Source organism: Timonella senegalensis JC301 (assembly GCF_000312125.1).
GTDB classification, from domain to species: Bacteria; Actinomycetota; Actinomycetes; order Actinomycetales; family Cellulomonadaceae; genus Timonella; species Timonella senegalensis.
Genome location: NZ_HE978641.1, coordinates 981,913 through 1,000,402 on the forward strand (window position 1 = coordinate 981,913; position 18,490 = coordinate 1,000,402).

Below are 18,490 nucleotides of genomic sequence, written 5' to 3' on the forward strand. Positions count from 1 at the left end.
GGATTGAAACTCATTCGCCGAGCCTCCTCTGCACCACGAAGAAACCGAGCAGGCCGATCACCAAGATCGCAAACCACGGGCCGACCGTGTTGGTCCGGGTGATGATGGGGGCGGCGTCGTGCAGGACAGCCTGACGGCTTTGGATATCCGCCACGATCGAGTCAACCATTGCTGGATCATCCGAGTAGAAGTACATGCCTCCGGCCTCGGTGAACACCTTGCGGTACTCCTGTTCGGTGGAGAGGTCACCGCCGCCAGCCCCATAGAGTCCGATCAGAGAGATGTCTCGGTCCGTGGCGAGTTTGGCCGCTTCCTTGAGCGAGTACACGGGGGTTCCGCGCAGGTCATTATCGGTGGCAAAGATGATGGAGCGGCTGCGCTCTTCGGCCTCCGGCCCAGCACCATCACCGGACCCAGCACCAGACCCCGCACCGTCACCATCCCCAGCGCCCCCAGCCGCAGAGTCCTCAAACTGAAGCGTGCAGTTGGCCAAGCCGTCCCCGATCAGGGACGAACCGGCATCACCCAAGTCGGCATTAGCGCCAGCCGTGAAGTACAGGTAGTTGTCGATCAGCTCCGGGTTGTTGTTGAGCACGCCCGGGTCGAGCGCCACGTAGGCTTCCTCAAGCTGCTCACGCACGAGCGCGTAGTCGTCCGTCAGCGGGAACACCAGGCGGGAGGTGGAGTTGAACACCGAAAGGGCGATGCGCTCACCGGCAAAACTCTCCGCCAGCTGGCCAAACACGTCCACGAGCGCGCGGTCGTACCCGATCATCGAGCCGGACACGTCCAAGCACAGCACGATGTCTCGGTTGGCTAACCGAGGGTCCTTCACCGTGATCTGAACCGGCTTTGCCACGAGAAAACCTGTAGCGGTCAGCGCCAGCGTCAGGAATGCCGCGCCAAGTCCCTGCAACAGGCGGTAGCGCCGCACCTGGCTCTTAAAGGCGGGCAGATCCCGTATGTACTCCGAGTTCGCAACCCAGATCGTCGGTAATGAGGAGCCAGCCTGCTGGGACCGGGCGCGCCGCGAAACCAGCCACACCACGAGGCCGGCAATCATCGCCGCACCCAGCACAATAGCGATGGCCCACGGCCACGTCAGCGAGTTGGTTATGGAATCCGTGCTCATAGCGAGTCCACCACCTTGAGCGCGTCCACAATCGTCACTAGGCGGGGGTCGTTCTCTCCGGGCATCGCGAGGATCTCACCTTCGCGGGAGAATGCCGGGTTGTAGCAGCGTTCGATCACGTATGCCACGGGGGCGGTTCGCTGGTTGGCGAGCAGATCGGTCAGAGTCATGGTTTCGGCGCGCACTCCCAGGCGCTCGGTCACGAACTCGCGGACCACCACGGAGAGGCCTTGGTGCAGTTCGCGATCGTCAATCTCGCCGTCCGTGCGCTTGTCCGCCAGCGCGCGGATGCGCGCCTTGTACCGTTCACGCAGGGCCTGGTCCGCGGACAGTGTGGCGCGGGTGGTGGAGTCGACCAGCCCAAACTGCTTGTTCACGCGCTTGCGCGTAAGGATAGGCAGCGCAATCAGCCAGCCGATTATGAGCGCGCTCAGCACCACAACCACGATCGCCCACAGGGCGCCGTACTGCGTGGGTGGGAGTGAGTAGATGGTGCGCATGTGCCTCTCGTTGTGTGGCTGGGTTTGTTGTACTTGCTTCTAATTTTCGACGATTGTGGTTGCGTGAGCACCAGGCCCGCCACCGGGATGGGTGCGGGCTAGTTCATGTGCTTTTGCTTCCGGACCGCCGCCGTGAATCGAATGATCGCGTCCTGCGGAGAGTCCACCACCACGTTCACGATTGCGTTGGATTGCAGTAGATCTGTGGTTTCCGCACGCTGGGCCGCGATGTACTCGGCGGCCTGCTTTTGGACCTTTGCGGACCCGCCCAAGTAGCGCGGCATGTTCAGGGGCCGGTCAACGTCCGAGACGGTGACGGGCTTTTTGAGGCGCGCGCCCACGAACGGGGAGGCATCTGAGATGTTGAGGACCATGAGTTCGTGTTTGACGCGAAGCTTGCGGAGGAGTTGCTCGTGTTCACGGGCGGGGCGGACCTCATCGGTCAGCAGAATCACGAGTGAGCGCCGCGTGATCGACTGCAGGAGCCGGTCCAGTGGCACTGCGATGTCGGAGGCCGGGGCGTCCACGGAGTACATGGCATCCAACTGGTTGAGCATGACCTCGAGGTCCTGGGTGGACGCGCGGGGAGGGCGCTGCAGGATCCGTTCGGAGTCTCCGGCCACCAAGGCCACGCGGTCTCCGCGGTCCCTGGCCACGTACGCAACGATGGAGGCGAGGAAGACGGCGACCTCGTGCTTGGACACTCCCGCCGAGGACAGCGCGGCCATGTTGCGCCCGGTGTCCGCAACCAGAACCACGGAGAGGTTGGACTGCTGCGCAAACCGGCGGATGATCGGAATGCCGGCGCGCGCGGACGACTTCCAGTCGATGTCTCCCACGTCGTCACCGGGGCTGTAGAGCGAGAGGTCGTCGAAGTCCTGTCCGTGGCCCTTGAAGATCGAGCGGTGGAAGCCCTCGAGGAGCCCGGCAGCGCGCTTGAGGATTGGCAGTTCCACGTGCGCGCGCACCTGAGCGAGGCGCGAAATGTCAGACATGCCAGTCCTCCTTTCGTGGCTGGGATCGAGGTAATCGTGAGGTGTGATCGGGCATTGGGCCCGTTACGGGTGCGGTATCTCCCGCTGGTGCGGTGCCCGCTACCGGGCAAATCCGCTATCGGGCCTTCCCGTTACGGGGTTGGGACCGTGTCGAACACGGCGTCGATGATCTCCTCAACGGCTACGTTGTTGGCGAGCGCGTCGAACGTGCGCACGATGCGGTGTCGGAGCACGCGGTGGCGCACCTGCTTGACGTCGTCCGGGACCACGAACGCGCGGCCTGCCTGGACGGCAAGTGCCTGGGCAACGCGCATGAGAGCGATCGAGCCACGCGGTGACGCGCCCACGCGGACCTGTCCACTCAGCCCCGGGATAGGGGAGGGACCGCCGCCGCGGGTCGTATTGATAACGTCCACGATGTAGCGCTTGATGGCCTCGTCCACGTACACGCGGTCCGTCATGTCCTGGAGGTACTTGACATCTGCGAGTGAGACCGGAGCCTGGGCGATGGGAGCGTCCTGCTTGCCCGTGGAGATGCGATTCAGCACCTCGACCTCGTCGTTGGGGCTGGGGTAGGACAGGATCTGCTTCATCAGGAAGCGGTCCATCTGAGCCTCGGGGAGCACGTAGGTGCCCTCCTCCTCGATGGGGTTCTGCGTGGCCAAGACCATGAAGGGGTCGGGCAGGCGGTACTCGGTGCCGCCGATCGTGGTCTGACGCTCCTGCATGGCCTCGAGCATCGCGGACTGGGTCTTGGCGGACGAACGGTTGATCTCGTCGAGCAGAACCACGTTGGCGTGCACTGGACCCAGTTGCGTGGTGAACGAGCCGGTGCCGTAGTTGTAGATCTGCGTACCCACGATGTCATTGGGCATGAGGTCCGGGGTGCACTGGATGCGGTGGAACGAGCCGCTCACGGACCCGGCCAGGGTTTCCGCGGCGGTGGTCTTGGCTAGGCCAGGTACGCTCTCGAGGAGAATGTGACCGCCCGCAAGGAGGGTCGACACAAGGGACAGGCGCAGCTCGTTCTGGCCTACAACCTTGGTGTCAAAGATGGTGTTGATCTGGTTGACCAGACCGGCGGCCCGAGAGAGCTCCTCTTGGGTGATGTTGCCTTGTCCTCGTTGAGACACAGCGTTGCCCTCCAGTGGCAGATATTAGCGACGCGGTTCGCTTGTTGACTGTGCCAAGTATGCCAGTACGTGGCCTTTCCTGTGACGCTGGGGACAAATCGTGCACAAATAATCTTCCAAGTTTTCCCGAACGCGGGGGCGAGCCATACAGTGGAAAGGTGGACCCCCAACTGAGCCTCAAAACCCCAACGCCCGCAGCACCGAACACCGCGCGCAACCGCATCCTCGCGGCGCTGCCCGGTGCCCTCGTGCTGGGCGTTGCCGCGCTCGTGGCGGGAGCCCTGTACTCCACAGCGTTCGGCCCCCAGGAACTCATGGACCCGGGGCCGGTGGTGCGATGGGGTCTACCCATTACCAACCTGATGACCGAGTTGGCGCTTGCGGTCACCGTTGGCGCTCTGCTTTTGGCCGTCTGTGTAGTGCCGGGGGCAGGCAGATCGCGGGCCGGGCACGCGGCGCGACCACAATCGTCGAAAATCAAGAAAAACAAGGACACCAAGCGGGATGAACCCGGGGTGCTGTTCACCTCCACGATGATGATCGCGGCCTGGGCCGCGGCCATCTGGATGTTCACCGCGCTGGCAAAGTTGCTGTTCGCGGGCGCAAACACGATCGGTGTTCCGCTGTCTGACCCCTCGTTCGGGCAGCAGTGGGTCACCTACCTGACCAAAATCCCCTCGGGCAAGATGCTGCTCGCAATCCTGGTGATCGCGGCCATCGTATCCACCCTGACGGTGCTGGTCAGCGGCCCAATCGGCGCGATCTGGACGCTCGTTTTGGCGTCCGTGGCGTTCGTGATGATGGCGCTCATGGGCCACGCCGCAGGCAACGCAAACCACGAACAGGCCGTCTCCGGAATGTTCCTCCACCTTGTGGGCGCAGCCGTGTGGATAGGCGCGCTCGTGGTTATCGCGGTGCTGTATCTGCGCCGCTCGACCCCCGCCGACCAGCTCGCCACGGTGGTCTCGCGCTACTCCACAATCGCGGGCTGGTGCTTCGCACTCGTGGCGGTCTCCGGCGTAGCAAACGCGGTGATTCGACTCGGCGGCTGGGACGGGCTGACCACCCGGTACGGCATCCTCGTGCTGGTCAAGACCGCGATCTTCCTGGTCCTCGGCCTCATTGGGTTCGCCCACCGCCGCGCGGTGGTAGACAAACTCGCCATGGTGCGAGGAAACGCGCAGTCGGCACTGCCCGTGCTGTTCTGGCGTCTCGCGGCCGTCGAAATCCTCATCATGGGCGCCGTGTCCGGCGTGGCTGTTGCGCTCGGCGGCACCAACCCGCCAGACGAGGGCCTGCCCTCCGCGGATCCATCGCCCGCGTACCTGATCACCGGAACCGAACTTCCACCCGAACCCACCGCGCTGCGCTGGCTCACCATGTGGCGGATCGACGTCCTCTTCGCTTTCCTGTGCGTGGCCGGCGTGGTCGTGTACTGGCGCTGGGTGCTGCGCCTGCGTGCCCGCGGCGACTCGTGGCCATGGTTGCGCACCACGTCCTGGACTGTGGGCATGATCATCATGTTCTGGGTGACCTCGGGCGGCGCCGCCGTGTACGGCAAGGTCCTGTTCTCCGCGCATATGACCATGCACATGATCATGGCGATGGTGGTCCCGATCTTCCTGACCCTCGCGGCGCCAATCACCCTGCTGATGCGCGCAATCCCCGCCCGCAAGGACGGCTCCCGCGGCCCCCGCGAATGGGTGCTGGGCATCATCCACTCGCGCTACGGCCGATTCTTCTCCCACCCCGTGGTGGCTGCAATCAACTTTGCGGGATCGATGATCCTGTTCTATTACACGCCGCTGTTCGAGTACGCGATGAGCACCCACATCGGCCACATCCTGATGATCGTGCACTTCACACTGGCCGGTTACTTCTTTGCCAACGCGCTGATCGGCATCGACCCGGGCCCTAACCGCCCCGGCCACGCGCAGCGTCTGCTGCTCCTACTTGCCACAATGGCGTTCCACGCCTTCTTTGGCGTGGCCCTGATGACCACAAATACGCTGCTCGCCCCCGAATGGTTCGGCCTCATGGGCCGCCCATGGGGCGACTCCGCGATCCTCGACCAGCAGAAGGGCGGCGGAATCGCCTGGGGAATCGGGGAGATTCCAACGGTTGCGCTCGCGATCATCGTGGCAGTTATGTGGTCCAAGTCCGACGACCGCGCCGCCAAGCGCCGCGACCGCCGCGTGGACGAGCAGGGCGACGCCGAGCTGGACGAGTACAACAAGATGCTGGCCAAGATGGCCGAGGACGACTAACCCTCACGATTTTCTGCTGAGAGGCTGGTTACGGCGGTGAAATCCTAGATTCGTTCTAGGAACTCACCGCTGTAACTAGGATCTCGGCGCAGTTTGGGGGAGGGGTGAGGTGGCAGCCAACTGTTCCAACTGTTCCAGCGCCCGGGCCGCTACCGCGAGCGTCCCGCTCGCCTGCTCCGCGCCGCCGTCCTCCAGATGCCACGACGCCGACAGCGCCCCATACGCCACCAACCAGCGCAGGTAGCGTTCGCGCAGCGGAGCGCTGAAGCGCTCTTCCACATGATTCACGACGATTGACAACCTCCCAGCGAAAACCTGACTATCAGCGGATCGGCTGAGGTCCGGGTTGAACATGAGATTGCAGTAGTCGAACAGGGACTCGCCATGCAGAGCCTTGGGGTCGATGAACTTCCAGGTGACCCCGAAGTCCAGGAGATTTCCGTGGTGTACGTCCCCGTGCAGGTAGGCGCTGTCGAGGGGGCTCGCCAGGAGCTCCTGGGCGAACTCGCGGCCGCGTTCGATAACGCGAGTCTGCGCGGGTTCAAGTCGTGCGACCTCGTTGTGGTGGACCTGTTGAGGGTTGGTGAGCGCGCGGAACCACTCGTCCAGTGGCACCCATCGGGCGCAGGCGGCTGAGGGAGCAGGGGGAGCAGTGTGTAGGTCAGCGATCCGTTCGCACAGGCGCAAGGTATCTCCCGGCGCAAAGCCGAGCACCCGAGCTCCTACAGCCCGCTCCATGAGTGCCGCCCTCATGGGCTCGTCCTCGTGGGGGAAATCTTCGATCCACAGCACGCGCGCAAACACGCCATCCGCAGCCGGCCACGCAGCCTGGGCTGCCAATCCCTGGCGCTCCTCATCGTCAAAAGAGCATTTGAGCATCAAAGGTGAGCCGGCGGATGTGGCGAGGCAATCGTCGATAATCAGGTGGTCCAACGGACCCGACAGGATCACCGGGACCAGAACGCTCGAAGGGGTCTCGATGACCACGTCATCGAGGGCGCCCGTGGGAACCACGGGAAGCGAACGGAGCAGGGCGGCCGTGCGAGCGCGACGAGAGGACATGCCTCAATACTGACTCATGCGGGCGCTCGTGGGCGTGCGGCAGGCGCGCGGCGGGCGTGCGGCGGACAGGCGTGAAACCTGAAACGGAAAGTGGAAGACTAGGAGAGTGACTGAGACAACCCCGCGCCAGACCCTAGCCAAACTCGATCTGCCCAAGGTGCGCGCAAGCGAGCTGAGGGGCCGCGGCTGGCTCAACACGGGTGGCAAAGACGTCACACTTGAGCAGCTGCGCGGGAAGATCGTGATCCTCGATTTTTGGACGTTCTGCTGCATCAACTGCCTGCACGTGCTCGATGAGCTGCGCGAACTCGAGGAAAAGTACGCCGACGAGCTGGTGATTATCGGGGTGCACAGCCCCAAGTTCGTGCACGAGGCAGACCCGGAGGCGCTCGCTGCGGCGGTGGACCGGTACGAGGTGCACCACCCAGTCCTCGACGACCCGGAACTCCTCATGTGGCGCGAATACACTGCACGCGCGTGGCCCACCCTCGTGGTCATCGACCCCGAGGGATACATCGTGGCGCATCTCGCGGGGGAGGGACACGCACACTCGATCGACGCGCTGCTGGGCGCACTCGTCCAGGAACACGAGGCCAAGGGGACCCTGCACCGCGGCGACGGTCCCTTTGTGCTGCCCGAGCCGGAGCCCACCACGCTGCGCTTCCCCGCCAAGGCCGTGGCGCTATCGAACGGCAACTTCCTGGTGGCGGACGCGGGGCATCACTCGCTCGCCGAGATCGCACCGGATGGGGAAACTCTTGTGCGCAGGATCGGGTCGGGTGTGCGCGGATTTGCGGATGGCGGACCCGAGGCAGCCCAGTTCAGTGAGCCCAATGGCCTGTGTGTGGTACCGCCCGAATATGCGCTACTAGCCGGGTACGACGTGGTGGTGGCCGACACCGTCAATCACGCGCTGCGCGGCGTTCGCCTGCTCGATGGCCACGTCCAGACCCTCGCCGGGAATGGACTCCAGTACCTCGTGGGCGGGCCGGACAACGATGGCCGGCTCTCCTCGCCGTGGGACGTGGCGTTCTGGCCGGAGCTGGGCAAGTTTGTGGTGGCGATGGCCGGAAACCACACCCTGTGGACGTTTGACCCCGCAACAGCCACAGCCGAGTGGTTTGCCGGAACCATGAACGAAGGCCTCACGGACGGGCCCGGCTCCGACGCGTGGTTCGCGCAGCCCTCTGGGCTGGCGGTGGGTTCGGTCGCTGCTGCTGGTGCTGGTTCTGGCGCCGGTTCTAGTGCTGGTGCGGGTGCCGCCCGCGGGGCGGGAGCCGGTGCTGCTGGCGCGTCCGCCGGGACCCGCGTGTGGGTGGCCGATTCCGAGACTTCGGCGCTGCGATTCCTGGAGTTCGACGGCGATCCACGCGTTTCCACCGCGATCGGCCAGGGCCTCTTTGACTTCGGTCTGCGGGACGGTGAGGGCTCCCAGGCCCTCATGCAGCACCCGCTCGGCGTGGCCGCGCTTCCTGACGGCTCGGTGGCTATTGCGGACACCTACAACGGCGCCGTACGCCGATACGACCCTGCATCCGGGCGGGTCACAACCCTGGCGACCGGCCTGCGCGAGCCCTCCGGGCTCGTCGTCTCGGCCTCCGGCGGGTCGCTGAGTATCGTTGTGGTTGAGTCCGCGGCGCACCGCCTGACCCGCCTCACTATTACCGACGATCTGGCTGGCGAGATCCGGGGCGGCCCGGCACACAAGACCCAACGTCCCGTCACGGACATTGCCCCCGGCACTCTTGATCTCAGCGTGGTGTTTACGCCCGCACCGGGTCAGAAGTACGACGACCGATACGGGCCGTCCACGAGGCTCACCGTGTCCGCGAGCCCGGAGAATCTCATCCTCGAGGGAAGCGGAAGCGCCGTGGAACTCACCAGGATCGTGCGGATCAATCCGGAGGTCACCGAGGGAGTCCTCCACGTGACCGCGCAGGCAGCCAGCTGCGACAACGACCCGGCGATCGAGTTCCCTGCGTGCCACCTAGCTCAGCAGGACTGGGGTGTTCCGGTCCGAGTGGTTGCGGGCGGTGCAGGGGAGCTGGAACTGCCGCTACTGGGGTAGACGCGATGGGTAGTTCGGCTGCGGTGACGTTACTCCCACTTGGCTGAGGGCGGCCCATTTCGGGCTATTCTCGGGGCTATGACTACCTCGCGCGACCTCATTCTCTTTGACCTCGACGGAACCCTCACGGACTCTGCCCCGGGCATCATGGAGTCTGTGGCGTACGCGTATCGCACGCTCGGACTCGAGGTCCCTGATGCTGCAACGCTGCGGAGCTTTGTTGGCCCGCCACTGCACGTCAGCGCCCCACGCCACGGCGTTCCCGAGGAGCTCCTGGTCGAGTTTCTCGCAGCCTACCGGGTGGCCTTTGTGGACGGCGGAATGTTCAACAACTCCGTGTACGACGGCATCCGCAACATGCTTACCGAGCTATCTATGGCGGGCAAGCGCATGGTCATCGCAACCTCCAAGCCGGAGATTTTTGCACGCCAGATCCTGGTGCACTTCAACCTCACGGACCACTTTGAGTTCATCGGTGGTGCGACCCTCGACACCTCCCGCTCAGCCAAGTCCCTAGTCATCGAGCACGTCCTCAAGAACCTCGCTGCCTCGGACGCTGGCCTACCAGCCACCAACCGCATGGTCATGGTCGGCGACCGCGAGCACGACGTCCTCGGCGCGCTCGAACACGGCATCGAGACGATCGGCGTGACCTGGGGATACGCAGAACCTGGTGAGCTCGAAGCCGCTGGTGCGGTGGCCCAGGTGTCGGAGCCTCTCGAGCTCCTGTGGCACCTACTCACCACACCGTAGCGGATTTCGAACTCGCTGGAGCCGCTGAAAGTGGCGGGCTGAAGAGGCTGAACTCGATCGTCGAAAATAAGTCTTGACGTTGACGCAGCGTCAACTTTTAGGCTGGATTCATGAGTCCCAACAAGCACAGCGAATTCGCCGAATGGGCGATCCAGGAGATCGCCCGGCTCTCCGGCGCAACCAGTCGCACTCTCCGGCACTACGATGCCATCGGCCTGCTCGCGCCCAAACGCACAGCCGCCAATGGATACCGAATGTACGGGCCGGAGCAACTCGTCCGGCTGCAACGAATTCTCATGCTCAAGGACCTGGGGCTCACCCTGCCAGACATCGCACGCGTCCTCGATGAAGAAACAGACGAGGTCCGCGCGCTCACCAAGCACGCGCAGTGGCTGGCAAGCGAGGAAAAGCGAATCGCACGGCAGCGGGCCGCGGTCCACGCGACGATCCGTGCGCTACAGGAAGGGCAAGACATGAACGCCAAGGATGCCTTTGACGGCTTTGACCACACGCAATACAAGGATGAGGTTGAGGAGCGCTGGGGCAAGGACGCATACGCGTCGTCCAACGCTAGGTACAGCAAGATGACCAGGCAGGAACAGCAGGACATGATGACCGAGGGCCTCGAGATAGCCAAGGGCTTTGCCCGGGCCAAGCTCGGTGGTCTCGCCGCGGACTCGGACGAGGTGCAGGCGCTCGTGCAGCGCCAGGTTACGTGGCTCGGCCACACGGTCCAGCCCGTGAGCCCGCAGTACGTGGTAAACCTTGCGGAGATGTATGTGGGCGACGACCGCTTCCGCACCTACTATGATGATGCGCTCGCGGCCGAGGGCACGTCAGCCCCAGGTACTGCGGAGCTCATCCGGGACGCGGTGCAGGTCTGGGCGTCGCGCTAGCTCAGGCTCAGCGGGTCACGCGCAGTGTGTCACGCGCAGTGCGTCTCGCCCAGCTCGGCAAACAGAGCCTGGTTGAGGCGGAACGCCGCAACGGCCTCGGCCACGGTCTGCTCCAGCTCGTCCTCGGTGAGGTTCAGGGCGTTCAGGCGCTCGCGGTACAGGTCCTTGAACGGCTTGGCCTTGTCGATCTCCTTGAATACGTAGAACGAGAGACCTTCCGCGCCCATGCCGTAGTGGCGCTGCATCATCACGCGGATGACCTGACCGCCCGACAGGTCGCCGAGGTAGCGGGTGTACGCGTGCGCCGCGTACAGGGCCATCGAGCTGCTGCACTCCTTCAGGCGCTCAACGTAGGCGAGCGTCGAGGGGAGTGGCGTGATCTGCTCTGCCCAGTCCTCGCCGATGAGGAACGTGAGGTCCTCGTCGATGGATGGGGTTCGCACCAGTTCCGAGAAGGTGAGGGACTCGGCCTGCTCGAGGCCTGCGATGTTCCGGGTTGCCTCTTCGAGCGCGGTGTAGATGTAGTGCTGCTGCGCTGCGAGGTCGCGGTACGCCTCAACCGTGAGCTTGCCGCCCATGAGGTCGGCGATGAACGTGACGTTCTCCGCCTCGGAGTGGACCTCGCGGGTGCCCTCGCGCAGGCGGGTGGCTAGGGGGATCGTTTGCTCAACTACTGGTGCTGACGCGTCAAGGGTGAGGGACACGGGGTTCTCTTATCGTGCGAATGGATAGGGGGCAGCTGGCCCGTTGTGGTACGTGCGGGAGTCGTACGCACAGCGTGATCTGACAGCCGGTCAGCAACAGCCTAGCGCTTTTAGTTAGGCTTGCCTACCCTCATTTCGAGAAAAGAAACACTGATGTGTCATAAAGGCGATGCGGCGTGGCTGTGCGCGCTTCTCGCGTGCCTCTCGCGCGCCCCGCTGGGGCGCAGGTGGGGGCGCAGGTGGGGGCGCAAGAGCGCCCAAGACCGCGGTTAATTGGCTGATTCTCGACGATTGTGCCCGGCTCCCAGCGAGGGGTGCTGGCGCTCTCTGGGGCGGTTTGGGCAGACGAAAGGGAGCCACCCATTCGCGCAAATGGATGGCTCCCGGCCTGTTTTCAGGGCCACGGCCCCACCGAAGGCGAGGCCGACGTTGGCCTAGCGGACAGACTTACCGCGAAAGTTCATAGCGACGCAGCCCCGGAGCGGGGGTGCGGACGCCGACGGCGCGAAGGACAAACTCCTCGGTTGCTTCGAGGCAACGCTCCCGCTCGGCTGGGTTCTCCGGAAGGGAGCGGCCGGTCAGGCACGAGTTGATGAGGTTCACTGAGGTGTTGATGTCCTGCGGCGGAAACTCGCCTGCGGAGATGCCTGCGCCGAGGATGTCACGCAGCAGGTCCTCGATGACCGTGACGTGTTCGCGCAGGCGCTGCGCCGCGCCACGAGACAGGATCGAGCGCAGCTCGGTCCCAGGCGTCACGTGGAAGACTCGGTCCAGGCGCGCTTGCGCGCGAATGTAGGCGCGCAGGCGATCCACGGGGTCATTGATGTCTGCGATGGAACGCTGCAGGTTTTCTACGTACTTACCCGTCTCGTGCTGGATGTACCCGAGGAGTAGCGCCTCCTTGTCAGCAAAGTGGTTGTACACGGCCGTGCGACCGACGCCAGCGGCGGCAGCAATTTCGGCAAAAGAAATGGCATCGAAGCCACGCTCTTCCATCAGGGTGGCAAGCGCGGCGAAGAGGCGGTTTCGCGTTTGTTCCCGGTGTTCGTGGAGGGAACCTCCAATGATCTTCGGCATTCTGACATTGTTCCATAAATCGTCATGACCGCGTGAGGGCTTAGGTCCCTATCGGGTCGCTCGAGGGCTAGCAAGGCGGCTCCTGGTGTCCGCTATGTCAGATCCCGCCAGCAGGTATGTAATTCCTCTATGCCCCCGGGTAAAGAAAACTGAGACGAGACACACGATCGCGACCATGCCGCTCAACACGTCAGCGCCCTGAGAAAGGCCAGTGCGCGTGGACGCAGCGAAATCGAGGAGCCAATAGAGCCCAAGTCCCGAAGACATGCGCACAATCATGCTGGCTCTGCCGCCGTGGGACGAAACTGCCGCTGATGGCCCCAGCCATACGATCTGTTGGCCCCACGATGCACCAAGTCCAACGCACGCAGGAAGTACAACCGTGACTGCACCAGTGAACGCAAGGATGGCCAGACTCATTGCAGGTCTAGGCACGAAGTCAGAGCCTAGGACCATTCGCCCTCCCACCAAATAGACAGAGCTGAGAAGGGAGGAGAACGCCGTATAAAGGAATAGATCAATGATTTGTCCGGCGATCCTCCGCCAAACGGTCACGGGACGGGCTGACATCCGAGATGCTGCAAGCGTGCGGCTCTGCGGCATGAGGCCAAGAACAATCGGGGCGATCAACGCGCCGATCAATGCGCCTGCGGTGTTTGTCATCAGGTCGTCAACATCTGCGACCCGGTAGGCACACTCATACAGTCCCCATATTCCAGTGAATTGTGTTGTCTCAATGAGAAAGGAAACTGCTGCACCGGTCAGAGTTGCTGCTACAAGACCTCGACCAAAATAGCGGCGCATGAAAATGCCCCATGGAATGAAGAGTATGACGTTGAAAACAACCTGCAGCACGACCGGGGATGTGAGAGCTGCCCGAGCGCCGAGTTCACGAACGGCCTCGGAGATGTCGTCGAATGAGGCGAAAGGGCGAGACTGCCAGACCTCAAGCGCCGGATTGCATACAAGGCTCTGCGGGGAGGGGAGAGGTAGGAACGTATATGCGACCAGGGCTACAAGGTAGAGGGCGAGTGCACCTGCGCCTGCGAACCTCGCCCAACTGAACCTCCCATAGCGCCGATACTGAAGAATCACAATGGGGATGAGTACGGCTAGGAAGAGAAGGCCGGCCAATATTGCTGATACATACGCAGGCCAGAGCCATTGATTCATGTGGAGTATCCCCTCGGGCGAAATCTGTTATCAACAAGTTATCCACACCTTACCAACCGGCCTGGGGATGACCGCGAGAACTGTGGGTGCAAGCAGTGTCATCTGTGGACGAGCATGTGGATAACAAATCCAAAGCTGTGGGAACGGCGTGGTATCGCGGGAAACGAGACCCCAGTTATCCACAGGGTTTTTCACAGGTGTCCGAGTTTTCCACGGTTAGGTAGGGCTATCTGCGGGTTTTTGGAAGAAGTGCCCGGCCAATATCCCCAGGATGTCCACAGCTCATATGGGGCTGTGGGCTTGGCGGCGCACTACATGTAGGGGTTAACAAAACGTTAAAGCCGCGGACCGTTTCACGGGGAGTAATCCCCGTGTTCAAGCGGCAATAGAAAACCCCTTCATCCACAGCGTGAAGTGGGTCTGTGGATGAAGGGGTACGTGGGACGTACCGGGAAACTATTCGCCTACTTGTTCCTCAGCCACTCAAGCTGACGCTGTGTCTGGTGAGCGTCGCCCCCATGCTGTAGTTCCTTCGCCGCTGTGTAGACTCACTTGGCCGGATCAATCATCCGCCAGAGGGGCCATTAATGTGGCTTTACTTTGAACCACATTGCAGTCACGGCATTGAACGGGGTCTTGTCTAGGTTCACGCTTGAGCAATGGCAACATTCTTCACCTTCCCCAACCCGGTTAACGAGCGAGCTGCTCGGACGGTAGCCGCCGGCGTGGTTGTCTTGGCGCTGCTTACGCTGGTGACGCAGTCAAAGGTCATCCTCGTGGTCCTGGCGCTGGGGTTCCTTAGGCGAGTGCTGGCCGGACCGAGGCTCTCCGTGCTCGGCTGGGTTGCGCAGAGGCACGTTGCCCCGCGACTCGGGCTTCCCAAGTTCGTTCCCGGTCCACCCAAGCGCTTTGCACAGGGTATCGGAGCCACACTCACCCTAGGCGCAGTCGTCTTTGCGTTCTTTGGTAATCCGGCGGTTGCCTGGGCGCTCGTCGGCGTTCTGCTTGTGGCGGCGAGCCTAGAGGCTTTCGCAGGCTTCTGCCTTGGGTGCTGGGCCTTTGGTCACCTCCAGGCCTGGGGTTTGATTCCTGACGACGTGTGTGAAGCCTGCAACAACGTGAACACGCGCTTCGGCCGCGCCGAGGACGGCGAGCGTGCTCCGGCAACTTCCGCGTGACTATCCCGCACCACAACACAAGCAACAGCGAAGCGGCCGCCACCTCTAGGTGACGACCGCTTCGCTGTTGCTGGGTGGCCTTACAGGGCCACAGCCCGGCCAAGGCCGTGGCGACTACGACCGCAGCGAGTCGTCCAGGATCGAGACGTCCACAGGCTTGGCGTTCAAGGCTTCGTCGTCTGCGGCTGCCTGACCGGAGGTCAGCGCCCGCTCAAGGCCGGCGCCCTCAACATCCACGTCCGGGAGGATCCGGTCGAGCCACTTGGGCAGGTACCAGGCCTTGTCGCCGAGCAGGTGCATGATTGCTGGCGTCAGGGTCATGCGGACCACGAATGCGTCGAACAGGACACCTACGGCGAGCGCAAACCCAATGGGTCGGATCATGGTCAGGTGCGCAAAGATGAAGCTTGCGAACACGGAGACCATGATGAGTGCGGCCGCGACCACCACGGGGGCGGCAAGGTTGAAGCCTTCCTTGACTGCGCGGCGCGCGCTGGACCCGTGTGCGTAGGCCTCGCGGATCGCGGTAACCAAGAAGACCTGGTAGTCCATTGCCAAGCCGAACAGGATTCCGGTGAGCAGGATCGGCAGGAAGCTCATGATTGGCGACGGGTTGTGGACGTCGAACACCTGGCCGAGCCAGCCCCACTGGTACACGGCCACCGTTGCACCGAACGCGGCTGCGAGCGAAAGCAGGAAGCCGAGAGTTGCGATGAGCGGCACCACGATTGAGCGGAACACGAGCAGGAGCAGGAGCATGGACAGTCCGACCACGATCATCAGGTACGGGGGGAGTGCCGCGTTGATCTTCTCGCTCACATCGATCTGTGCGGCAACCTGACCGGTCACGCTCGAACCCACGCCAGTCTCCGCCTTGATGTCCGATGACATGCCGCGCAGAGTGTGAACCAGGGTTTCGGTGTCAGGCGATGCAGGTCCCGTGGTGGGGACAACCTGGATTGCACCGTAAGTGAGTGCCTCGTTGGTTGCGGCAGGGACCGCGGCAAATACGCCGTCCACGCCGGCAATGCGTTCTGCCACGTCGAGCATGGCATCGTCGGCCTCGGCCTGCGTCAGGCCGGTAGGCAGCTCGTTGAGGACGATGAGTTGGCCGTTGTAGCCCTCACCGAACTTGTCGGAGGTGATTGCGAAGGCACGTTGAGCCTGCGAACCGTAGGGCTCGGATCCGCCATCGGGCAGTGCCGTAAGCATGGAGCGGACCGGAAGAGCAATGATCGCGAGTACTGCGATGCTTGCCACGGCAGTAAGCCACGGCACCTTGGTCAGGGTCTTGACCCACCACATGCTCGCACTCTGTTTGCCTGCGGCTTCGCCAGCACTAGCGCTAGCCCCCTCACCCGCTTCTTCGCCAACAATGCTTGCCCCAGCGCCCACGCCAGTACCCGCAGCGATTGCCGCGGCACGTCGCACGCGAGCCTTCTTTGGCAGGATCTTCTCGCCGATCACCGCGAGCAGTGCAGGCAGGAGGGACACGGACAGGAGCACGGCCATCAGCACGGTGAATGCTGCGGACAGGCCGAGGATCCCGATGAATGGCAGACCCGAGACCACAAGCGCGGAGAGCGCGATGATAACGGTCAGCCCAGCGAACACCACGGCGTTGCCGCTCGTGCCGATCGCACGGCCGATGGATTGGCGCATGTCCATGCCCGCCACCAGTTGCGTGCGGTGTCGGTGGACGATGAAGAGCGAGTAGTCGATTCCCACCGCGAGTCCGAGCATGAGTGCAAGGGCCGGGGTGATCGACTGCATTTCCACGAGGGAGGAGAGCGCGAGCGTTCCACCTACACCGGCCGCGACTCCTAGGAGCGCCATGAGCAGTGGGAGGCCCGCCGCTACGAACGTGCCCAGCATAATCAGCAGCACGATTCCGGCGATCACAAAGCCGATCATTTCGGCGGGGCCGAAGATCGAGTTCAGGTCGGAGACGATCTCCTTGGAGAACAGGACCTCGACGCCTGCGGCTTCTGGGCCGGCGGCAAGCGCGGTGATGTCTGCACGTTGTTCCGCGGTGAGGGATTCGGCCATGTCGTAGAACAGAACCTGAGAGATCGCGGTGGTCTTGTCGTCGGAGACGAATCGCATCGGTGCGGCGAGGTTGGAGGTGCGTTCACCACGGATGAGTGTGGCTTCACCTTCGGCGAGCTTTGCTTCACCGTCGGTGAGCTCCTTGCGCGACTCTTCAAAGATCGCACGGTTCTTCTCGAGTTCCTTGGTTCCCTCCGCGATCTTGCGGCGGGCGTCGTCGAGTTGCTTTTCTCCGTCGACGAGTTTGGCCTCGTTGGCGTCGAAGAGTTTCTTTCCAGCGTTGAACTCGGCTAGCCCGGCCTCATACTGGGCAAGCCCATCCTCGTACTGTGCTTGGCCAGCGTCTAGAGCGGCCTGCCCTTCGGCGATCTTTGCCTCGCCCGCGGCAACCTGTGCCCGGGCCTCGCGGATCAGTGGGCGTGAGGCCTCGCGCTGGGCGGTTCCCTCAGCAAGCTTCTTCTCGTTCTCGGCGATTGCCTTCTTGCCTGCGGCCAGTTCCTTTTCGGCGGCCTTGAGCTGGGCGGGGACTGGTGCGAGCTGGTCGTATGCGCCCTGCGCCTGTGCCAGCTGCGTGCGACCCTTTGCCACCTGGGAAAGCCCTTGCTGGGCTGCATCGATTCCGGCCTGGGCAGCAGCGATGCCTGCGTCGGCCTTGGCAATAGCGTCGGTTACTCCCACGCGCTTTGCCTGCGCGATGGCGAGTCCCTCCACGATTTCCGGTGGGACTTCCTCGCCGGCAGCCTCGTGCGCTTCCTTCTTCGCGGTCAGCACCGCAATTTCTTGGTCGATCTGGGCGAGGGCCTTGATGGCCTCGGACTTGCCCGTCTGTGCCTGCTCGAGTCCCGCTTGGGCCTTCTTGAGCCCTGCCTGAGCCTCGGTCTCGGCTGCGTCGAGTTGCTTGGCAGTGGCAGTCAGGTACGGTCCGACCTCGTCAAAACTGTTCAGCCCAAGTGAGGACGCTAGCTGCTTGGACCCGGCCTCGAACTGGGCGCGGCCCTCGTCGAGCTTCTTCTGCCCGGCGGCAATCTTCTTCTTGGCGGCCTCGATTTGAGCCTTGCCATCTGCGAGCTGCTGCTTGGACTCCTTGAACTGCTTCTCACCCGCGGCAAGTTCCTTCTTGCCTGCTGCGAGCTCCTTCTTGCCTGCGGCGAGTTCCTTCTTGCCTGCAGCAAGCTCCTCTGCTGCCGCGTCGAGCTTCTTCTTGGCCTCGGCCAGTTCTGCCTGACCGGACTCGAGCCCGGGGCGTGCAGCTTCTAGTTGTTCGCGGCCGTCCGCGAGCTTTTCGGCGTTCTTGTCGATTTCTTTTTGACCGTTTTCGAGCTCACGCTCACCCGCGGCGAGCTGCGCTTCCCCGTCCGCGAACTGGGCCTTGCCCTCTTCGATCTTGGTGCGGTTGGCCTCGAGTTCTTTCTTGCCCTCGGCGAGTTGCGCCACGGAGTCATCGAGAGTGGTCTGCATCTCGAATGGGTCGATGACGGATCGAACCGTGTCGAGCATGCCCAT

General features: G+C 63.3%; 13 protein-coding genes and 1 pseudogene. 5 read left to right on the forward strand and 9 right to left on the reverse strand.

All coding sequences use genetic code 11. The annotated features are described in order from the left end of the window. Positions 1-10: 10 nt before the first annotated feature. From HGSM_RS13595 to HGSM_RS04200, 4 genes are all read right to left on the reverse strand, one after another. Entirely contained in the window at positions 11-1,132 is a 1,122-nt protein-coding gene (locus HGSM_RS13595) for a vWA domain-containing protein (protein WP_019147492.1), read from the reverse strand. Then, the gene (locus tag HGSM_RS04190; protein ID WP_019147493.1) at positions 1,129-1,632 is read right to left on the reverse strand and encodes a hypothetical protein; all 504 of its coding nucleotides are present in this window, start codon (positions 1,630-1,632) and stop codon (positions 1,129-1,131) included. Before HGSM_RS04190 ends, HGSM_RS13595 begins: the two co-directional genes overlap by 4 nt. A 98-nt stretch (positions 1,633-1,730) precedes the next feature. Next, positions 1,731-2,627: a DUF58 domain-containing protein gene (locus tag HGSM_RS04195; protein ID WP_019147494.1), complete on the reverse strand. Its 897-nt coding sequence runs from the start codon at positions 2,625-2,627 to the stop codon at positions 1,731-1,733. Between the two features lie 131 nt (positions 2,628-2,758). After that, complete coding sequence (locus HGSM_RS04200; protein ID WP_019147495.1) at positions 2,759-3,760, reverse strand: AAA family ATPase; 1,002 nt, start codon at positions 3,758-3,760, stop codon at positions 2,759-2,761. Positions 3,761-3,918: 158 nt separating this feature from the next. Here HGSM_RS04200 and HGSM_RS04205 point away from each other — a divergent pair, with 158 nt between their 5' ends. Then, positions 3,919-6,027 (forward strand): cytochrome c oxidase assembly protein, encoded by a 2,109-nt coding sequence (locus HGSM_RS04205; protein ID WP_019147496.1) that lies wholly within the window; start codon positions 3,919-3,921, stop codon positions 6,025-6,027. Positions 6,028-6,102: 75 nt separating this feature from the next. On the opposite strand, the gene HGSM_RS13600 is transcribed toward HGSM_RS04205, so the two are convergent. Further along, a complete protein-coding gene (locus HGSM_RS13600) occupies positions 6,103-7,089 on the reverse strand; it encodes an aminoglycoside phosphotransferase family protein (protein WP_019147497.1) in 987 nt (328 codons plus the stop codon). 106 nt (positions 7,090-7,195) lie between these two features. On the opposite strand from HGSM_RS13600, the gene HGSM_RS04215 reads away from it, so the two are divergent. From HGSM_RS04215 to HGSM_RS04225, 3 genes are all read left to right on the forward strand, one after another. Then, positions 7,196-9,157: an NHL domain-containing thioredoxin family protein gene (locus HGSM_RS04215; RefSeq protein ID WP_019147498.1), complete on the forward strand. Its 1,962-nt coding sequence runs from the start codon at positions 7,196-7,198 to the stop codon at positions 9,155-9,157. Between the two features lie 78 nt (positions 9,158-9,235). After that, a complete protein-coding gene (locus tag HGSM_RS04220) occupies positions 9,236-9,910 on the forward strand; it encodes an HAD hydrolase-like protein (protein WP_019147499.1) in 675 nt (224 codons plus the stop codon). 110 nt (positions 9,911-10,020) lie between these two features. Then, positions 10,021-10,806, forward strand: a complete 786-nt coding sequence (locus tag HGSM_RS04225) for a MerR family transcriptional regulator (RefSeq protein WP_019147500.1) — start codon at positions 10,021-10,023, stop codon at positions 10,804-10,806. Positions 10,807-10,835: 29 nt separating this feature from the next. On the opposite strand, the gene HGSM_RS04230 is transcribed toward HGSM_RS04225, so the two are convergent. The 3 genes from HGSM_RS04230 to HGSM_RS04240 form a co-directional block, all read right to left on the reverse strand. Further along, positions 10,836-11,510, reverse strand: a complete 675-nt coding sequence (locus HGSM_RS04230) for a biliverdin-producing heme oxygenase (RefSeq protein WP_019147501.1) — start codon at positions 11,508-11,510, stop codon at positions 10,836-10,838. Between the two features lie 447 nt (positions 11,511-11,957). Continuing rightward, positions 11,958-12,587 (reverse strand): TetR/AcrR family transcriptional regulator, encoded by a 630-nt coding sequence (locus HGSM_RS04235; protein WP_019147502.1) that lies wholly within the window; start codon positions 12,585-12,587, stop codon positions 11,958-11,960. Positions 12,588-12,635: 48 nt separating this feature from the next. Further along, positions 12,636-13,760 carry a VanZ family protein gene (locus tag HGSM_RS04240; protein WP_081581302.1) on the reverse strand — a complete coding sequence of 375 codons (1,125 nt, stop codon included), beginning with the start codon at positions 13,758-13,760 and terminating at the stop codon, positions 12,636-12,638. 659 nt (positions 13,761-14,419) lie between these two features. Here HGSM_RS04240 and HGSM_RS04245 point away from each other — a divergent pair. After that, positions 14,420-14,938: a DUF4395 domain-containing protein gene (locus tag HGSM_RS04245; protein WP_019147504.1), complete on the forward strand. Its 519-nt coding sequence runs from the start codon at positions 14,420-14,422 to the stop codon at positions 14,936-14,938. Between the two features lie 114 nt (positions 14,939-15,052). Here HGSM_RS04245 and HGSM_RS15070 read toward each other — a convergent pair. Next, positions 15,053-17,287, reverse strand: a pseudogene (locus HGSM_RS15070) (MMPL family transporter); the annotation flags it as partial. Positions 17,288-18,490: the final 1,203 nt, after the last annotated feature.